General features: G+C 72.2%; 14 protein-coding genes. 8 read left to right on the top strand and 6 right to left on the bottom strand.

What is annotated here, in order from left to right:
* Positions 1 to 82: 82 nt before the first annotated feature.
* A complete protein-coding gene (locus ACFRMN_RS15510; protein ID WP_383019023.1) occupies positions 83 to 796 on the top strand; it encodes a helix-turn-helix domain-containing protein in 714 nt (237 codons plus the stop codon).
* Positions 797 to 941: 145 nt separating this feature from the next.
* The gene (locus tag ACFRMN_RS15505; protein WP_383019021.1) at positions 942 to 2,675 is read left to right on the top strand and encodes a GAF domain-containing protein; all 1,734 of its coding nucleotides are present in this window, start codon (positions 942 to 944) and stop codon (positions 2,673 to 2,675) included.
* Between the two features lie 16 nt (positions 2,676 to 2,691).
* Here ACFRMN_RS15505 and ACFRMN_RS15500 read toward each other — a convergent pair whose 3' ends face one another.
* The 3 genes from ACFRMN_RS15500 to ACFRMN_RS15490 form a co-directional block, all read right to left on the bottom strand.
* The gene (locus ACFRMN_RS15500; RefSeq protein ID WP_383019019.1) at positions 2,692 to 3,417 is read right to left on the bottom strand and encodes a response regulator; all 726 of its coding nucleotides are present in this window, start codon (positions 3,415 to 3,417) and stop codon (positions 2,692 to 2,694) included.
* A gap of 249 nt (positions 3,418 to 3,666) precedes the next feature.
* Positions 3,667 to 5,091 (bottom strand): sensor histidine kinase, encoded by a 1,425-nt coding sequence (locus ACFRMN_RS15495; protein ID WP_383019017.1) that lies wholly within the window; start codon positions 5,089 to 5,091, stop codon positions 3,667 to 3,669.
* A 125-nt stretch (positions 5,092 to 5,216) separates the two neighbouring features.
* Entirely contained in the window at positions 5,217 to 5,951 is a 735-nt protein-coding gene (locus ACFRMN_RS15490) for a response regulator transcription factor (protein ID WP_383019014.1), read from the bottom strand.
* A gap of 174 nt (positions 5,952 to 6,125) precedes the next feature.
* Between ACFRMN_RS15490 and ACFRMN_RS15485 the strand changes: the two genes are divergently transcribed.
* The 3 genes from ACFRMN_RS15485 (at position 6,126) to ACFRMN_RS15475 (ending at position 8,831) form a co-directional block, all read left to right on the top strand.
* Positions 6,126 to 7,499: a ferric reductase-like transmembrane domain-containing protein gene (locus ACFRMN_RS15485; RefSeq protein ID WP_383019012.1), complete on the top strand. Its 1,374-nt coding sequence runs from the start codon at positions 6,126 to 6,128 to the stop codon at positions 7,497 to 7,499.
* Positions 7,500 to 7,509: 10 nt separating this feature from the next.
* Entirely contained in the window at positions 7,510 to 7,959 is a 450-nt protein-coding gene (locus ACFRMN_RS15480; protein WP_383019010.1) for an FMN-binding protein, read from the top strand.
* A 119-nt stretch (positions 7,960 to 8,078) separates the two neighbouring features.
* Positions 8,079 to 8,831, top strand: coding sequence for an FAD:protein FMN transferase (locus tag ACFRMN_RS15475; protein ID WP_383019007.1), 753 nt, complete (start codon positions 8,079 to 8,081; stop codon positions 8,829 to 8,831).
* Positions 8,832 to 8,875: 44 nt separating this feature from the next.
* Here the strand turns inward: ACFRMN_RS15475 and ACFRMN_RS15470 are convergent, their stop codons facing one another.
* Both ACFRMN_RS15470 and ACFRMN_RS15465 read right to left on the bottom strand, forming a co-directional pair.
* Positions 8,876 to 9,562 (bottom strand): CBS domain-containing protein, encoded by a 687-nt coding sequence (locus tag ACFRMN_RS15470; protein WP_383019005.1) that lies wholly within the window; start codon positions 9,560 to 9,562, stop codon positions 8,876 to 8,878.
* A gap of 175 nt (positions 9,563 to 9,737) precedes the next feature.
* Positions 9,738 to 11,003 (bottom strand): APC family permease, encoded by a 1,266-nt coding sequence (locus ACFRMN_RS15465; RefSeq protein ID WP_383019003.1) that lies wholly within the window; start codon positions 11,001 to 11,003, stop codon positions 9,738 to 9,740.
* A gap of 185 nt (positions 11,004 to 11,188) precedes the next feature.
* Here ACFRMN_RS15465 and ACFRMN_RS15460 point away from each other — a divergent pair, with 185 nt between their 5' ends.
* Entirely contained in the window at positions 11,189 to 13,213 is a 2,025-nt protein-coding gene (locus ACFRMN_RS15460; RefSeq protein ID WP_383019000.1) for a hypothetical protein, read from the top strand.
* Here ACFRMN_RS15460 and ACFRMN_RS15455 read toward each other — a convergent pair.
* A complete protein-coding gene (locus ACFRMN_RS15455) occupies positions 13,210 to 15,012 on the bottom strand; it encodes a translation initiation factor 2 (RefSeq protein ID WP_383018998.1) in 1,803 nt (600 codons plus the stop codon). The genes ACFRMN_RS15460 and ACFRMN_RS15455 overlap by 4 nt on opposite strands.
* A gap of 188 nt (positions 15,013 to 15,200) precedes the next feature.
* Between ACFRMN_RS15455 and ACFRMN_RS15450 the strand changes: the two genes are divergently transcribed.
* On the top strand, positions 15,201 to 15,728 hold the full coding sequence (locus ACFRMN_RS15450; protein WP_383018996.1) for a hypothetical protein: 528 nt from the start codon (positions 15,201 to 15,203) through the stop codon (positions 15,726 to 15,728).
* A gap of 61 nt (positions 15,729 to 15,789) precedes the next feature.
* A complete protein-coding gene (locus ACFRMN_RS15445) occupies positions 15,790 to 16,221 on the top strand; it encodes an ArsR/SmtB family transcription factor (protein WP_383018994.1) in 432 nt (143 codons plus the stop codon).
* Positions 16,222 to 16,399 lie beyond the last annotated feature (178 nt).

The following is a 16,399-nucleotide window of genomic DNA, read 5'->3' as shown; positions in this document are numbered from 1 at the left end:
CCCAGGTGCCACCCCCGGCGCCACCCCCGGTGCCACAGGCCGGGGCGTACGAGGAACACCACCGACCCGCGGGAGAGCCACCATGACGGACAGGACCACCGGCAGGACGACGGACGAAGGTTTCCAGCCCGGGGGCCCGGTCCCGCACCGCGCGGACCTGGGCCGGCGGGTCCTGGCGCGGCGGCAGGAACTGGGGCTGACGCGCGAGGACGTGGCCGTACGGGCGGGCTCGGCTCCCGGCTACATCCAGTACCTGGAGGAGCACCCAGCGGCGCCGGGAATCGGTTTCCTGCTGCGTCTCGCCGACGCGCTGGAGACCACCGTCCCGGAGCTGACCGGCGCCACGACGGACCTTCCGCCCGGAATCGGGACGGCCGGATACCACCCCGAGCTGATCACGCTGAGCACCGAGGAGTCCCGGACGCTGCTGTCCACCCACGGGGTGGGGAGAGTGGCGGTGACACGGGACGGTGAGCCCGCGATCTTTCCCGTGAACTACACGGTCGACGGCGATCTGGTGGCGTACAGGACCGCTCCGGACGCCGCCCCGGCGGCGGCCGTCGGCCACGAGGTCGCCTTCGAGGTGGACCATATCGACGAGGCGTTCAGCCAGGGCTGGAGCGTTCTCGTCGTCGGCGAGGCACAGCCGGTCACCGAGCCCGAGCGGGTGCGGCGGCTGGAGGAGCTGGCACACACCACCGCCTGGGCCGGAGGCGACCGAGGCCTGTGGATCGCCATCAGCCCCACGCAGGTCACCGGGCGCCGGATCCAGGTGCACCACGGCCACCGGGTCTGAGCCCTCCCTCCGGGCCCTTCCCCTGAGCCCTTCATGGCCCCGGCCCTCTGTCTCCGGCCGTCTGTCCGAGCCTTCCCTCCGGTCAGCCCTTACGGTGGAAGTGCGGCCGGTCAGCGGTCCGAAGCCCGGCCGCGACGGAGGGACCGTGGGCGACGACGGGAACAGATGGGCCGATGGTGCCCCGAGACGGCTGGACGTCCTCCCGGAGGAGTTGCAGGCCCAGCTCGACGCTGTCCGGCACGGGACGCCGCAATCGATGCAGAGTCTGCTCGAAGCCGTGCTCTCGGTCGGGCGTGAGCTGGATCTGTCACAGGTGCTGCGGCACATCGTGGAGGCCGCGGTGGTGCTCGTGGACGCCGAGTACGGCGCGCTCGGCGTCATCGGCGAGGGGATGACGCTCTCCCGTTTCCTGCCTGTCGGCCTCACACCGGACGAGATGGACGCCATCGGCCGGCTGCCCGAGGGCCATGGAATCCTGGGCGAGCTCATCCGTCACCCCGAGTCCCTGAGGCTCTCCGAGATCTCGGACCACCCGGAGTCGTACGGGTTTCCGCCCAGCCATCCGCCCATGCACTCGTTCCTCGGCGTGCCGATCAGAGTGCGTGACACCGTGTTCGGCAACCTCTACCTCACCGAGAAGAGGGGCGGCAAGGACTTCGACGACGAGGACGAGACCGTCCTGTCCACCCTCGCCGTGGCCGCCGGGGTGGCCATCGAGAACGCGCGGCTGTACGAGAAGGCCCGGGACCGGCAGCACTGGCTGGAGGCCAACGCGGAGATCGTCGCGGGTCTGCTGTCCGGAGCGGACGAGACCCAGGTGCTTCCCCTGGTCGTCGACCACGCGCGCCGTATCCTCTCCGTCGACCTGGGGGCGCTGGCGCTGCCGGGCGAGGGCGGTGACGTACTGCGGATCGCGTTCGCCACCGGAGTCGACGCCGAGGCACACAACGGACTGGTGCTGCCGCGGAAGGGCTCGTTCGTAGGGGCCGCCCTGCACGCGGGAGAGCCGCTGATCAGCCTGGACGTCGAGACCGATCCGAGGAGCGCCGCCGGTCCCGCGCGGTGGGGCGGTCTGGGGCCAGCCGTCGCGGTGCCGATGGTCGCCCGGGACGATGTGCGCGGAGTGCTGCTGCTGGCCAGGCTCCGCGGAAGGGTCCCGTTCACCGTGGCCGAGACGGCGCCGCTGCTGGCCTTCGCCGGACAGGCGGCACTCGCGATGGAACTCGCCGGGCGACGGCGCTCCGCCGAACAGCTCACCCTGCTGGAGGACCGCGACCGGATCGCCCGTGACCTGCACGATCTGGCTATCCAGCGGCTCTTCGCCACCGGCATGACCCTGCAGAGCACCCTGCGGTTCGTGGACCATCCGGCGGCGCGCGAACGGCTGCTGCGCGCCGTGGACGATCTCGACGAGACCATCAAGATCATCCGCTCGACGATCTTCGGTCTGCGCGCCCACGACACGGGGCGTACCCGGCAGGGCCTGCGGGTCCGCGCCACCGAGGTGGTCGAACAGGCCGTACGCTCCCTCGGCTTCACCCCGTCGCTGCGTATGGAAGGGCTCATCGACACGGATGTGCCGTCGGCGGTCGCCGACCACGTCGTCGCCGTCCTGGGCGAGGCGCTGAGCAATGTCGCACGTCACGCGCGCGCCACCGGTGCGGAGGTGTCCCTCGTCGTACGCGATCACGGGCTGACGCTGGCCGTCTCGGACAACGGGGTCGGTATCGCACCGGACAGTCCGAGAAGCGGCCTGGACAACCTCGCCGGGAGAGCGGAGACCCTGGGCGGCCGGATGACGGTCGAGGCGCGTGGTCACAAGGGCTCTGGCCATGGCGGCACGCGCCTCGTATGGACCGTGCCCGTCGACCCCTGCTGAGCGGACCGGGCGCGGCTCAGTGGCTTCCGTGGCTGGGGCTGGGGCTGGGGCCGGGGCCGGCGGATGGCGGGGCGGCCTGGGTGGCGAGGACGGCGGCCTGGATACGCCGTTCGACGCCGAGCTTGGACAGCAGCCGGGAGATATGGTTCTTGACCGTCTTCTCGGAGAGATACAGCCGCTCGCCGATCCGCCGATTGGTCAGCCCTTCGCCGATCAGCCCCAGGATCTCGCGCTCGCGAGGGGACAGCCCGGACAGCGCGTCGGGCTCCTGCCGCTGCTCCTCCGCGTCCTCGCCGCGCAGACTGCTCATCAGCCGGGCCGTCGTGGCCGGGTCGAGCATGGACCGGCCCGAGGCGACCGTACGCACCGCGTCCACCAGATCCGACCCCTTGATCTCCTTCAGTACATAGCCCGCCGCCCCGGCCATGATCGCGTCGAGCAGCGCGTCGTCGTCATCGAACGACGTGAGCATCAGACACGCCAGGCCGGGCATCCGCGACCGCAGCTCCCGGCAGACCGTGATCCCGTCACCGTCCGGCAGCCGTACGTCGAGAACGGCCACGTCGGGCCGCAGCGCCGGACCCCTGGCCAGTGCGTGGTCTGTCGAGCCCGCGTCACCGACCACCTCGATGTCCGGCTCCGCGTCGAGCAGATCCCGCACCCCGCGCCGGACGACCTCGTGATCGTCGAGCAGAAACACCCGGATCGGCTTCCGCGCCGGGAAGTCCCGTGTCTCGTCCATGCCAGTCCTCCGCGCCGTCGTGGGCCCGCGCCCCCTCCATCGTGGCGCCACCCCACCATCGTGGCGCGGGCTCCGGTGGGCGTACCAGGGCCGAACGGGGCCCGCGCATGGGCCGTCCAGGTCCTCGTTCGGGGCTCCCCTCCCGGGTCCCGGCCGGTCCTGGACGAGTGAGTGCCGCCATCGCGCGTTCGCCCACATCGCGCGTTCGCCCACATCGCGCGTTCACCCACCCACATCGCGCGTTCGCCATCAGGCGTCGGCGTCACGCTCACGGTTCTCCGCGCCGTGAGTCGCGGGCAGCGACGCGGGGAAGGTCATCGTGAACACGGTGCGCCCGGGGGCGCTCTCCACGCCGACCGTGCCGCCGTGCGCGGAGACCACCGCGGACACGATGGCGAGCCCCAGTCCCGTGCTGCCCGCCGCGCGTGAGCGGCTGATGTCCGCGCGTACGAATCGGCCGAAGATCTCGGGCTGGAGTTCTTCGGGGATGCCGGGGCCGTCGTCCGCCACGCTCAGCCGGATGCCGTCCTCGTCGGCCACCAGCCGGACGGTGACCCGCGTACCGGAGGGCGTGTGCGAGCGGGCGTTGGCGAGGAGGTTGCCGACGGCCTGGTGCAGACGGTGCTCGTCGCCCGTCATGGTCACGGCCTCTTCCGGCAGATCGAGCAGCCACCGATGGCCGGGTCCGGCGGCCCGCGCGTCGTCCGTGGCGTCGAGCACCAGCCGCGTGAGGTCCACGGGCCCGCGCTCAAGGGCCCGGCCGGCGTCGATACGGGCCAGCAGCAGGAGGTCGTCCACCATGCGGCTCATACGCTCGGACTCGGACTGGATACGGTCCAGCGCCCGCCGGACCTCGGCCGGGACGGGGCCCTTGTGCCGGAGCGCGAGCTCCGCGTGGCCGCGGATGTTGGCCACCGGGGTGCGCAGCTCATGGCTGGCGTCCGCCGCGAAGTGGCGCAGGCGTTCCTCACTGGCCTGCCGTCGCTCCAGGGCGTTGCCGACATGCCCGAGCAAGCGGTTGAGCGCGGTTCCGACCTGGCCCACCTCGGTGCGCGGGTCCGTGACCGGTACGGGGCCCGGCATGGCGACCTCACCGCTGGCGAGGGGCCGCTCGGCCACGTTCGCCGCGGTGCTGGTCACCCGGCGCAGCGGGCGCAGCGACAGCCGTACCCACAGCGCGGCCAGGGTTCCGGTGACGACCAGGGCCACGCCGAAGACCGCTCCCTCCACCCACTCCAGCCGGTGCACGGTCTCCTCGACGGGGCGCAGTGGCAGTCCGGTGATCAGCACATCGCCGTCGTCGCCCTTGAAAGCGGCGAGCCGGTAGTGCCCCAGCTCCGACAGCCGGAGCGTGTGACCCTCTCCGTCCACGGGCAGCGCGGCGAGTGCCCGCCGGTCGTCCGTCGTGAGCCGAACCTTCAGCGAGTCGCCCTCGTTCCTGACGACGGCCGCCTGCGTGGTCCTGCCCCGCAGCAGCCGGGCTCCGAAGGTGCCCTTCGACTGGCCCCTGGTGTCGGCACGGTTGTCGCGGTCCGGAGTGGCCTCGTGCTCCAGGCTCGCCGCGAACTTCCCCTCGGACGCGGAAAGCTGCTGGTCGATACGGCCGACGAGGAAGCCTTCGAGCGCGTAGGCCGTGGTGACACCCACCGCGAGGCAGGCGAGGGCGAGGAGCACGACGAGCCCGGCGGTCAGCTGCCCGCGGAGGGTACGTGGCCACAGGGAGCGCGACGAAGAACCACGCGACGCGGGACCATGCGACGCGGGACCACGCGGTGAAAGACCGGGCGACGGGGCCGGCATCAGGACTCCGGCTTGAGCACGTAGCCCACACCGCGCACGGTATGGATCATGCCGGGGCGCCCCGCGTCGATCTTCTTCCGCAGATAGCTGATGTACAGCTCCACGACATGCGCCCGGCCACCGAAGTCGTAGGACCAGACCCGGTCGAGGATCTGCGCCTTCGACAGCACCCTGCGGGGGTTGCGCATCAGAAACCTGAGCAGCTCGAACTCCGTGCGGGACAGCTCGACGAGATCACCGCCCCGGGTGACCTCCCTGGCCTCCTCGTCCATCACCAGGTCTCCCACGACCAGCAGCCGGTCACCGTTCGTCTCGCGCGCCATACCGGCCCGCCGCAGCAGCCCGCGCAGCCGGGCCAGCACCTCCTCCAGACTGAAGGGCTTGGTCACATAGTCGTCGCCGCCCGCGGTGATCCCGGCGATCCGGTCCTCGACGGAGTCGCGCGCGGTCAGGAACAGCACACACACATGCTCCAGCTCCCCGCGCAGCCGGTGCAGCACCCCCAGACCGTCCATGTCGGGCAGCATCCAGTCCAGGACGACGGCGTGCGGACGGAACGCGCGGGCGACCGCGACGGCCGACGCGCCGTCGGCGGCGGTGCGCACGTCCCAGCCCTCGCCCGACAGCACGCCGGAAAGGACCTCGGTGAGATCCGGCTCGTCATCGACGACGAGGACCCGTACCGGGCCGCCGTCGGCGCCGTACAGACGGGGCGGGTGGCTGTGGTTGTCCATGGTCCCCACAGCATCTCCCGCGTCAGGGGGCGTGTGCTTCAGGGCTCGCTCTGAGTTTCCTCTGAATAGGCCAGGAGCGACGGCGCTCAGAAGGTCCTCAGAAGTTGGGTTGCCAGGCTGGGCGGCCACCGGTGGAGATTTTCCGCCGGCGGCCACCGGCGGAAAGAAGGGCCCATGACGAGCGCGACGACGAGCGCGTCCCACGCGCGGCGCACCACGGACCGCGTGGGGCCGCCGCGGCGGCCGCGTTCCGCCGTCCCCGCGGTGACGCTGGGGGCGATCTGGGCCGGCGCCGCCGGTGTACTCGCCCTGTGGTGGAGCGACACGGCGTCGGTCGTGGGCGCGGGCGAGTGGCTGACCGACGCCGGCCGGATCACCGGGCTCCTGGCGGGCTACGCCTGCGCCGTGCTGGTGGCGCTGATGGCGCGGATACCGCTCCTCGACCACAGCGTCGGCACCGACCGGCTCGCGCGCTGGCACGCGATGGGCGGCCGCTACACCGTTTCGCTGGTACTCGCCCACACCCTGCTGATCATCTGGGGCTACTCCCTCACCGCACACACCGGCGTGGTGGACCAGACGACCACACTCCTGCGCGCCTACCCGGACATGCTCGAAGCCACCGCCGCCTTCGTGCTGCTGGTGGGCACCGGAATCGTCTCGGCGCGGGCCGCGCGACGCAGGATGCGTTACGAGACCTGGCACTACCTGCACTTCGCCACGTATCTGGCCATCTTCCTCGCCTTCTTCCACCAGCTCAGCAACGGCGCCGACTTCGTCGCCAACCGGCCGGCCCAGGCGGCCTGGTACACGCTGTACATCGGAGTCGCCGTGCTCATCGGCTGGTACCGCTTCCTGGTCCCGGTACGGCGGGCGCTGCGCCACCGGCTGCGAGTCGCCGACCTCCGGTACGAGGCGCCCGGCGTCGTATCGGTCCATCTCACCGGCGAGCACCTGGACGAACTGGGCGCGCGGCCCGGTCAGTTCTTCCGCTGGCGCTTCCTCGCACCGGGCCTGTGGTGGACCGCCAATCCGTACTCCCTCTCCGCGCCGCCGCTCGCCCGCCATCTGCGGATCACGGTGAAGGAGGCCGGCGGGCACAGTGCGGCGCTGGCCCGGCTGCGGCCGGGGACGCGGGTGTGGGCCGAGGGGCCGTACGGTTCCTTCACCGCGGCCCGGAGCCGATCGCGCAAGACGCTGCTGCTGGCCGGTGGTGTCGGGATCACGCCGTTGAGGGCTCTGTTCGAGACGCTTCCCGGCGAGGTGACACTGATCTACCGCGCCCGCCGTCCGGAAGACCTCGCCCTGCGCGCCGAACTCGACGCGATAGCGGCGGCCCGCGGCGCTGTCGTGCACTACGTCGTCGACGAACCGGCCGCGTACTCCTCGCCGTTGACGGCCCGCGCGCTGAGCAGGCTGGTGCCCGGCCTCGCCGCGCACGAGGTGTATCTGTGCGGGCCGCCCGGCATGACCGACGCCGCCAAACGCGCGCTGCGCGGCGCCGGGGTGCCGGGCCGTCATATCCATCACGAGTCGTTCGAGTTCTGAGGAGACCACCGTGCGACGAGCCGTCCTGACCGCCGCGTCGACCTGTTCCCTGGTCGTCCTGCTGCTCGCGCTCAAGCCGCACCACACCACCGCGACCTCCGCGCTCGGCGGTGGCACACCGCCGACCGGGACGGCCCCGTCGCCGACGCGGTCCGTGCCCCCGGCGAGTGGCGCGCGTCCGGCCGACGGCACCTACACCGGTGATCCCGTCGACACCCAGTACGGCACGGTGCAGGTCGCCGCGACCGTCCAGGGCGGGAAACTCACCGAGGTCAAGGTGCTGCGGGTACCGTCCGGATCCGGCCGTGACCAGCAGATCACCGCCTACGCGGTGCCACGACTGACCCAAGAGGCGCTCACCGCACACAGCGCGCACATCGACGCGGTCTCGGGCGCCAGTTACACCAGTCAGGGCTATATCCAGTCCCTGCAGAGCGCACTCGACAAGGCCGGTGTCTGATGGAGTCCGATACGGATCGGAAAACAGCTACGGGCACCCGTACCGGTACGGGTACTGGCACGGGTACGGGTGCGGCTGAAGCGCCGGGGCGTGGCGGTTGGCGCCATGTCGAGCACGTGATGGGCACCGTCTTCTCGTTCGACATACGCGACCCGCGCACGCCCGCCGTCGAGGCCGCGCTGCGCGAGGCGGTGCGCTGGCTGCACCATGTCGACGAGGTGTACTCCACGTACCGGCCCGAGAGCGTCATCTGCCGTCTCTGGCGCGGTGAGATCGGACTCGAAGAGTGCTCCCCCGAAGTACGGGAAGTCCTCAACCTGTGCAAGCGGGCCGTACGGCACACCGGCGGCTGGTTCAGCCATCTCGCGGGCGGCGTCCTCGACCCGTCCGGGCTGGTCAAGGGGTGGTCCGTCGAGCGCGCCTCGCAGATCCTGCGCGAGGCCGGCGCGTACAACACCTGTGTCAACGGCGGCGGGGACCTGCAACTCGGGGGCGAGTCGGTGCCGGGCTCCCCGTGGCGCGTCGGGATCGCGGACCCCCTGCGCCCCGGTGAGCTCTGTACGGTCGTCACCGGGCGCGACCTGGCCATCGCCACCTCGGGCGAGACGGAGCGCGGAGCCCATATCCTCAACCCCCACCACGGCACGCCGGCGTGCGGCCCGGCGTCCGTCACGGTGGTCGGTGCCCGGCTCACCATGACCGACGCGTACGCGACCGCGGCCTTCGCCATGGGGGAGGCGGCACGGGACTGGCTGGAATCCCTCGACGGCTACGAAGGGTTCGCGGTGACGCCGGACGGCGGGTCGTGGCGCACCAGCGGATTCCCCGGCGAAACGCCGCCGGGTACGCGGGCCGGTGTATCGAGGCGCTGAACTCGTCGCCAGGCGCTTGGCTGTCCCTCGTGGTCGCCCGTCGTTCAGGGGCGCGATCCCGCCGGAGGTGACGCCGTGGCCGGGGCACCCGGCCCCACCAGATCGCATTCGACATCCACGACCCCCTCGACGGCGCGCACCAGCCGGGCCGCCACCGGCACCAGCGCGGTGTCGCCGATACGACCGCTGAGCGTCACGACGCCGTCGGTGACGCTGACCCGGACGTTCTCGCGGGACACCAGGAAGAGACGCTCGACCACCTCCGCGCGTACCTCCTCCGCGAGATCCTCGTCGGACCGCAGGAACACCTTGAGCAGATCACCACGGCTCACGATCCCCCGGAGCATGCCTTCGCCATCGACCACGGGCAGCCGTTTCAGCTTTCCCCGGGTCATGGTCCGCGCGGCCCGGGGCAGGGGGGCGTCCTCGCGGACCGTGACAGCGGGGACGCTCATCAGGTCCTCGGCGGTGAGGGCTCCGGCCTTCCGCAGATCATCGAGACGGCGCAGTTGCTCCAGACGGCTCGGATCAGCGTCCCGGAACTCCTCCTTGGGCAGCAGATCGGCTTCCGAGACCACCCCGACCACGCGGCCGTCGCCCGCCAGCACGGGCACGGCGCTCACCTTCCACCGCGCCATGGTCGCGACGATCTCCTTGAACCCGGCCCGCGGGCTCACCGCCACCACGGGGCGCGTCATCACCTCGCTCACGGTGTGCGGCGTGTGGTGCATGCTCCCTCCCGCCATCCGGACGCGTGACGCTCCTCCACGTCCAGCGTGCCCCCGCGGGACGCGACCTCCCAGGGGCTGACCGGCCCTGCCTTCCTACCGAGCGGCCCCGGACCGTGCGGCCCCGGACCGAGCGGCCCGGAGGTCCGCGGGAGCCCCCGCGGCCCCGGAGCTCCGGTCAGCGGCGGGTGACCGCCTTGCGCAGGCCGTACGCGGCGGCGCCGAGCGCGAGCACCACCGCTCCCCAGAGGACCGAGGCCGCCGGCAGGGCGAAGGCCAGTCCCAGGCAACCGGCCATGCCCAGGACCGGCACGATCCTGGCGGGGCGACCCTCGGCCGGGGTGAGCGTCCAGGCGGAGGCGTTGGCGACGGCGTAGTAGACCAGCACGCCGAAGGACGAGAAACCGATCGCGCCGCGCACATCGGCGGTGGCGGCCAGGACGGCGACGACCGCGCCGACCGCGAGTTCGGCGCGGTGCGGCACCTCGAAGCGCGGGTGGACGGCGGCCAGGGCGTGCGGCAGATGGCGGTCGCGGGCCATGGCCAGCGTGGTACGGGAGACACCGAGAATCAGCGCGAGCAGCGAGCCGAGCGCCGCCACCGCGGCCCCGGCCCGCACTACGGGCACCAGCCCCGGGACCCCGGCGGCCCGCACCGCCTCGTCCAGTGGCGCGACGGCCCCGGCCAGGCCGTCGGGCCCGAGCACCGAAAGGACCGCGAGGGCGACGCCCGCGTAGACGACCAGCGTGATGCCCAGGGCGAGCGGGATCGCGCGCGGAATGGTCCTGGCCGGGTCCCGTACCTCCTCACCGAGGGTGGCGACGCGCGCATAGCCCGCGAACGCGAAGAACAGCAGCCCCGCCGCCTGCAACACCCCACCGAAGGTGGCGTCCGTGCCCAGGTCCAGCCGCGCGGATTCGGCTGTGCCACCGGTCAGACAGGCCGTGACCACGGCGGCCAGGACCGCCAGCACGACCGCGACGATGCCCCGCGTCAGCCACGCGGACTTCTGTACGCCCACATAGTTCACCGCGGTCAGCGCCACCACCGCGGCCACCGCCACCGCGTGCGCCTGGCCGGGCCATACGTACGCGCCGACCGTCAGGGCCATCGCCGCGCAGGAGGCGGTCTTGCCGACCACGAAGCCCCAGCCGGCCAGATAGCCCCAGAAGTCACCGAGACGCTCGCGGCCGTAGACGTATGTGCCGCCGGACTTCGGGTAGCGGGCGGCCAGTCGCGCCGAGGAGGTGGCATTGCAGTACGCCACCACCGCGGCCACCGCCAGGCTCAGCAGCAGCCCGGACCCGGCCGCCGACGCGGCCGGCGCGAGAGCGGCGAAGATCCCCGCGCCGATCATCGCTCCGAGCCCGATCACCACGGCGTCGAACACGCCCAGATGCCGCCGCAGCCCGCCCGCTCCGGCAGATCCCGCCGACGTACCCATCGCTTACTCCTCGACCTGATCGGACGACACTCCTCCACCGGCTGCCGACGCACGCACGATATCGGCAGACGGAACGCGGACAACCGGCGGATCCGGCGTCGCCGCCCGGTCCGGCACGGGCCGGTGAACTGGTTCGATTCCGCCTATCGGGCCGTGGCGGCCGAGGCGGCTGGTAGACATGGACCATGACGTATCAGATCCCTCCGCCGGTGGCGCACTTCGTCGGCCGACGGCGCGAACAGGCGCTGGCCGCCACGGCTGTCGCGGAGCGGGAGCGGGAGGGGGAGCGGGAGCGGGACGGGGAGTCCCGCCCGCTGCTGTTCGCACTGAGCGCGCTGGGCGGCACGGGAAAGACGGAGCTGGCGTTCCGGCTGGCCCGTACGCTGCGACCACGCCACCCCGACGGGGTCCTCTATGTCGACCTCGACGACCTCAGGCGCGGCGGCGTGGTGGAGGTCGGCGACGCTCTCGGGGATCTGCTCGGTTCACTCGGGGTGGAACCGGACTGGCTGAAGCCGTCGTTCAAGGCCCGGTGCAAGCAGTACTGGACGAAGACGGAAGGCGCGAGCCTCGTCATCGTCGTCGACAACGCGCGCTACGCCGCCGAGGTCGTACCGCTGCTGCCCACGTCCGGCGACAGCGTGGTGATCGCCACAAGTCATGGGCCGCTGTACGACCTTGAGAACGGCGCGGCGGTCGATCTCGCCCTGCCCCCGCTGGATCCGCCCGATGCCATGGAACTGCTGCGGAGTGTCGCCGGCGACGCGCGGCTGGACGCCGAGCCGGAGGCCGCGGACAGGCTGATCCGCCTCTGCTGCGGTCTGCCGGCGGCCCTGCATGTCGCCGGCCGGTGGATTCGCAAGCACCGGCGCGGTCCTCTGCCGCGGCTGATCGACGAGCTCACCGCAGAACTGCACGGGAAGGGGATCCCCATGGTGGAAGTGCTGTGGGACGCGGCCTATCGAGGGCTCGGCCCCGAGGCGGCACTGCTCTACCGGATGCTGCCGAGCATCCCCGGGACGTCCTTCACCCCCGAGTCCGCCACGGCGGTCCTGGGCCGTGGACGGGACGCCGCCGACCGGGCGCTGGAGGAGCTGGAGACGGCCGGCTTACTCGACACCAGGGATGTGTCGGACACCGGGGACGACCGGAAACGTCTGCCCGAGCTGCTGCGCGCGCACGCGAAGCGCCGGGCCGACGACAGCACCGGGGAAGAGCGAGCCGAGTGGCGGCTGCGCATGGTGCGCTGGCTGCTACGGCAGGCGCAGCGCGCCGATCTGTACGCGGCGGGTACCCGCATGACCTTCGCGGACGTGGTCGAGCCCATCCCCGGCGCCCCTGATGTCCCGTTCGAGGACGGTGAGGGCACGGCAACCGACGCGGTAGCCAGAAAAGAACGCGCGTTCCGCTGGCTGGAGACCGAGCGTCATGCGCTGTACGACTGCGTGGACCTCGCCTACGCGCGCGGGTACGACACCGAGGCCGCGGCCTTCGGCGAGCCCCTGTGGACCCACTACCTCGATCACCCGCACTACACCGATGGCATCGAGGCGTTCCGTACCGCCTTGGCAGCGGCTCAGCGGGCCGGACACATTCCGTTGATCGTACGGCTGCGCTGCCAACTGGCACGCCCGCTCTGGAAGCAGGGGAAGTTCACGGAGGCGGAGCGAGAGCTCACACAGGCGCTCACCGCGTCGCGGTCCCTGGGAGAGTCGGACCAGTTCCGCAAACTGGGCGCGTCGGTCGTCGAGTTCCACGGCATGCTGAGGTCGGCGCGTGGCGACTGGGCCGGGGCGGCGGCCGATTTCGAGGCATCGCGCGAGGTCCACCGGGCGATCGGTAACGAGTACGGCGTCATGCTCCAGACCTACCGGCTGGGCGAAGCCCTCGCCGAACTGGGTGAACTGGAGCGGGCCGCAGAGCTGTTGGAAGAGGCGCGTACGGCGGCGGGCCGGCTGGGGCGCGTACGCCTGGCGGCGCGGACTGGGTTCGCGCTGGGAGGCGTGCTGCACCGTCTTGGCCGGGGCAGTGCGGCACACGAGCTGTACGTGGCGGCGCTGGACAGCGCGCGGGAGCGCGGCGCCGACCACGACGAGGCGCGGATCCTGGACGCGCTCGCGGCCCTGGCCGAGGAGGAGGGACGCGCGACCGAGGCACGGGGACACCGTGAGGGCGCGCGTGTCATCCGGGCGCGGAACGGCCTTGTCTAGACGGTGAGTTCGGCCTCGTCCGGGGTGGCGGCGGAGAGCCGGACCGGGAAGAGTCGCCCCCCGATCCGGCAGTTGATCGCAGCGGCAGCGGCAGCGGCATCGGTCTCGGCATCGGTCTCGGCGGCGGGCGGTCCGGGACGCGCGGCCAGCCACGCGTGGACGGCACTCAGCACAGCGGCCGGATCGGCGTGCACGATCCGATCGGTCTCCCGGCAGGGGGAGATACGAACCGTGAGCAATGCCCCGGAGCGGGTGCGCACCACACAGAGCGACGACGCCGACAGGATGACCGAGGCGGTACGGCATCCCGGATAGCTGTCCAGAATGTCGGCGGTCCATCCGGCCACCGTCCGGACGACGCGGTGCGGGGCGTCCCCTGGCCGCTCGGCCCGGCGGTAGAGCAGCCCCGCACTCTGCGCGTGCCGCTCACTGGCGGTTCCGTGCTCAGCGGCGAGATGATGTGCGGGCGCGTCGCTGTGCGCGGGATACCGCTCGACCCGCACCTCGGTGCCGCTGATGTGGACGCGTACCGCGAAGGCGGCCGGTACGCGGGCGGACGGGGCGGGCGGCGGGAGAAGACGGGCGGTTGCCGGAGCGGTCGGCGGATCGAGTCCGAGCAGCCCGTACACCTCCTCTCGCAGCCGCCGCAGCGCGCGGCCCTGCTCGGCGAAGGCAGTATCCGCGAACGCGCGGGTGGCGCCGGGACGGTGTGCGCCGAGCGCGGAGTCGACTGCGGAGTCGAGTGCGGCTTCGACTGCGGCTTCGAGGCTGTCGGGTCGCGCCAAGCGCGGGCTGTGGTCGAGGAGTTCGGCCATCGGGCTGCCGGGGATCAGTTCGTCGCCTCCGTCGTAGGCGGCGATCACCGTACGGTCCAGAGCGGCGGCGTACAGAGCCGTGGAGCCGTGGTCGGTGATGACCGCGTCGGCGGCGACGAGCACCGCGGCCCACTCCTCGTACGGCCCGGCGAGAATCAGGCCGGCGTCGAGGGCGGGGGCAAGGCGTTCCGCGAGATCGAGGGCGCCTGTCCGGCTGCGCTCGTTGGGATGCACGACCAGTGCCGCCTGGTAGCGGTCATGGGGCAATCGAGCCGCGAGCTCCGCGGGCAGCGTCGGGCGCCGTGCGAGAAGCGACTCGGGGCCCCAGGTGGAGGTGAGGACGATCAGCTTGCGGCCACCGGTCCCGAGGGCCGCGCGATAGCGGTCGCGGTGGGAGCGGGACGCGAGCAACCGTTCCAGGGTGGGGTCACCGACCACCGCGCTCTGCCTCGCGGCGAGCGGGCTGACGGCGGCCAGCCGTGCGACCTGGCTGGGGTGGGCCAGCGCGTAGAGGGTGGACACGGGGCGACCGCCCGGCAGGACATAGGCCGGATCGAGGCCGGAGGCGGAGTCGCCGGAGCCTTCGCCGCGGATGGTCTTGTTGAACCCCGCTCCATGCGGAAGCAGCACGCGGTCACCGTGCAGCAGGCCGAGATCGCCCTTCGGGCTCGCGGCGAGGATCAGATCGAACGGGCGCCCGCACGCCTCGTCCCACGGGATGGTACGGGCGTGGACCCGCTCGATGGCGGCCAGGGCGTCGACGTCGAAGACGGAGCCGGGGACGAGGGTGAAGAGCCGGCGGATCCGGGCGTCACCGGCGAAGACGGGGAGCACGTCGAGGAGCCGGTGCAGGGCGTTCGCCGACCGGGCGGCGAAGAGTACGTCGCCCGTCGCCCGTCGCCCGTCGCCCGTCGCCCGTCGCCCGTCGCCCGTCGCCCGTCGCCCGTCGCCCGTCGCCCGTCGCCCGTCGCATGGATTATCCAATCCTAGACCGGGGTTTGTTGCGCTGCGTGCCGTTTCCGCAGATGAGCGAGGTTGGTCAGCGGAGTCCGGCGGCATGCCGTGATCGTACCCGTCGGCGCGCGCGGACCGGCTCCGGCACCGGGTGGAGCCGGGGCGGGATATCCGTATCCCTCTGCGCGGGACCGTGCCGGTGTGAAGAATGTGGCCCCATGAGTGAGTGGGGAATCGCATTGATCGCGGCGGGCTCGGCACTGGTCGGCAGCCTCATCACCGGGTGGTTCACCCGCACCGCGGGCGGCAGACAGGCGGAGGCGGCACGGCACGCCGGGGACCGGCAGGCGGACGCGGTGCTTGACACCGTACGGGCGACCCTTGAGGAGCAGCGGGCGGTACGGGTGCTCGACCTGCGCCGACAGACGTATGTGCGGTTCCTCGAATCCGCGGAGGTGATCAGTCTGTCCCGCAGGACCGGCCACGATCAGCCCGGCGACCGCCCCGCTCTGCAACGGGCCCTCGTCGCGGTGCTCTTGGAGGGACCGGAGGACGTCTCCCGAGCGGCACAGCGGCTGGACGACTGCCTGCGTGGCAGTCCCTCGCCCGATGATCTCGACCACGCGCGGTCGGAGTTCATCGACGCGGCGCGCGGGACGCTGAGCCCGCCGGACGGAGGGCAGCTCCCGGGCGCCCTCACCACCGCCCCGCCCTCCGCGCCGCCGTCCGCGCCGCCCCTGGCGTGACCTCGTAGGCCCGCCATGGAGGCCCGGCGGCTCCGCGCCGGGCGTCGCTAGAATGGCCCCCATGGGCCATGGGACAGAGAGCGGGAACGACGCCAGCACCCGCGAGCGGCTCGACGCCGTGGGGCCGGCCGATGTCGCCTCCACCCTTCAGGCGCTGGCGACCCCATCGCGGCTGTACATCCTCGCTCGTCTCCAGGAGGGCCCCTGCGCGGTCGGTGAGCTGGCCGAAGCGGTCGGGATGGAGCAGTCCGCCTGCTCCCACCAGCTCCGGCTGCTGCGCAATCTCGGGCTGGTCACCGGCGAGCGCCGGGGGCGCTCCATCATCTACGCCCTGTACGACCATCACGTCGCCGAGCTCCTTGACCAGGCGCTGTTCCACGTCGAACACCTGCGCCTCGGACTGCGCGACGTCGCCCTCGCCGATGGCGTCCCACGGAAAGCCGAAGCGACGACCGCGGTGGCGCCGGCACGGTCCGGCACCGCCGAGCGCTGACTCCGCCGACGCCTCCGTGCTGATCGTTCCCCGCCCCGGGCAAACTCGCTGATCTGCCGGCGGGCGCGCGGGCGGAACCGAGCGAGGACGAGCGCGCTTCCCCTTCCCCTCGCCCGCGCCCTCACTGAACTCGCCCACCGGTAGGGTGGTTTCGCTTGGGGCCGACTGCCACGACCGG

It is taken from the genome of Streptomyces sp. NPDC056835 (assembly GCF_042789485.1).
Taxonomy (GTDB): Bacteria; Actinomycetota; Actinomycetes; order Streptomycetales; family Streptomycetaceae; genus Streptomyces.
The sequence above is the reverse complement of the archived record's forward strand: the minus strand, read 5'-3'. Positions and strand labels throughout refer to the sequence as shown.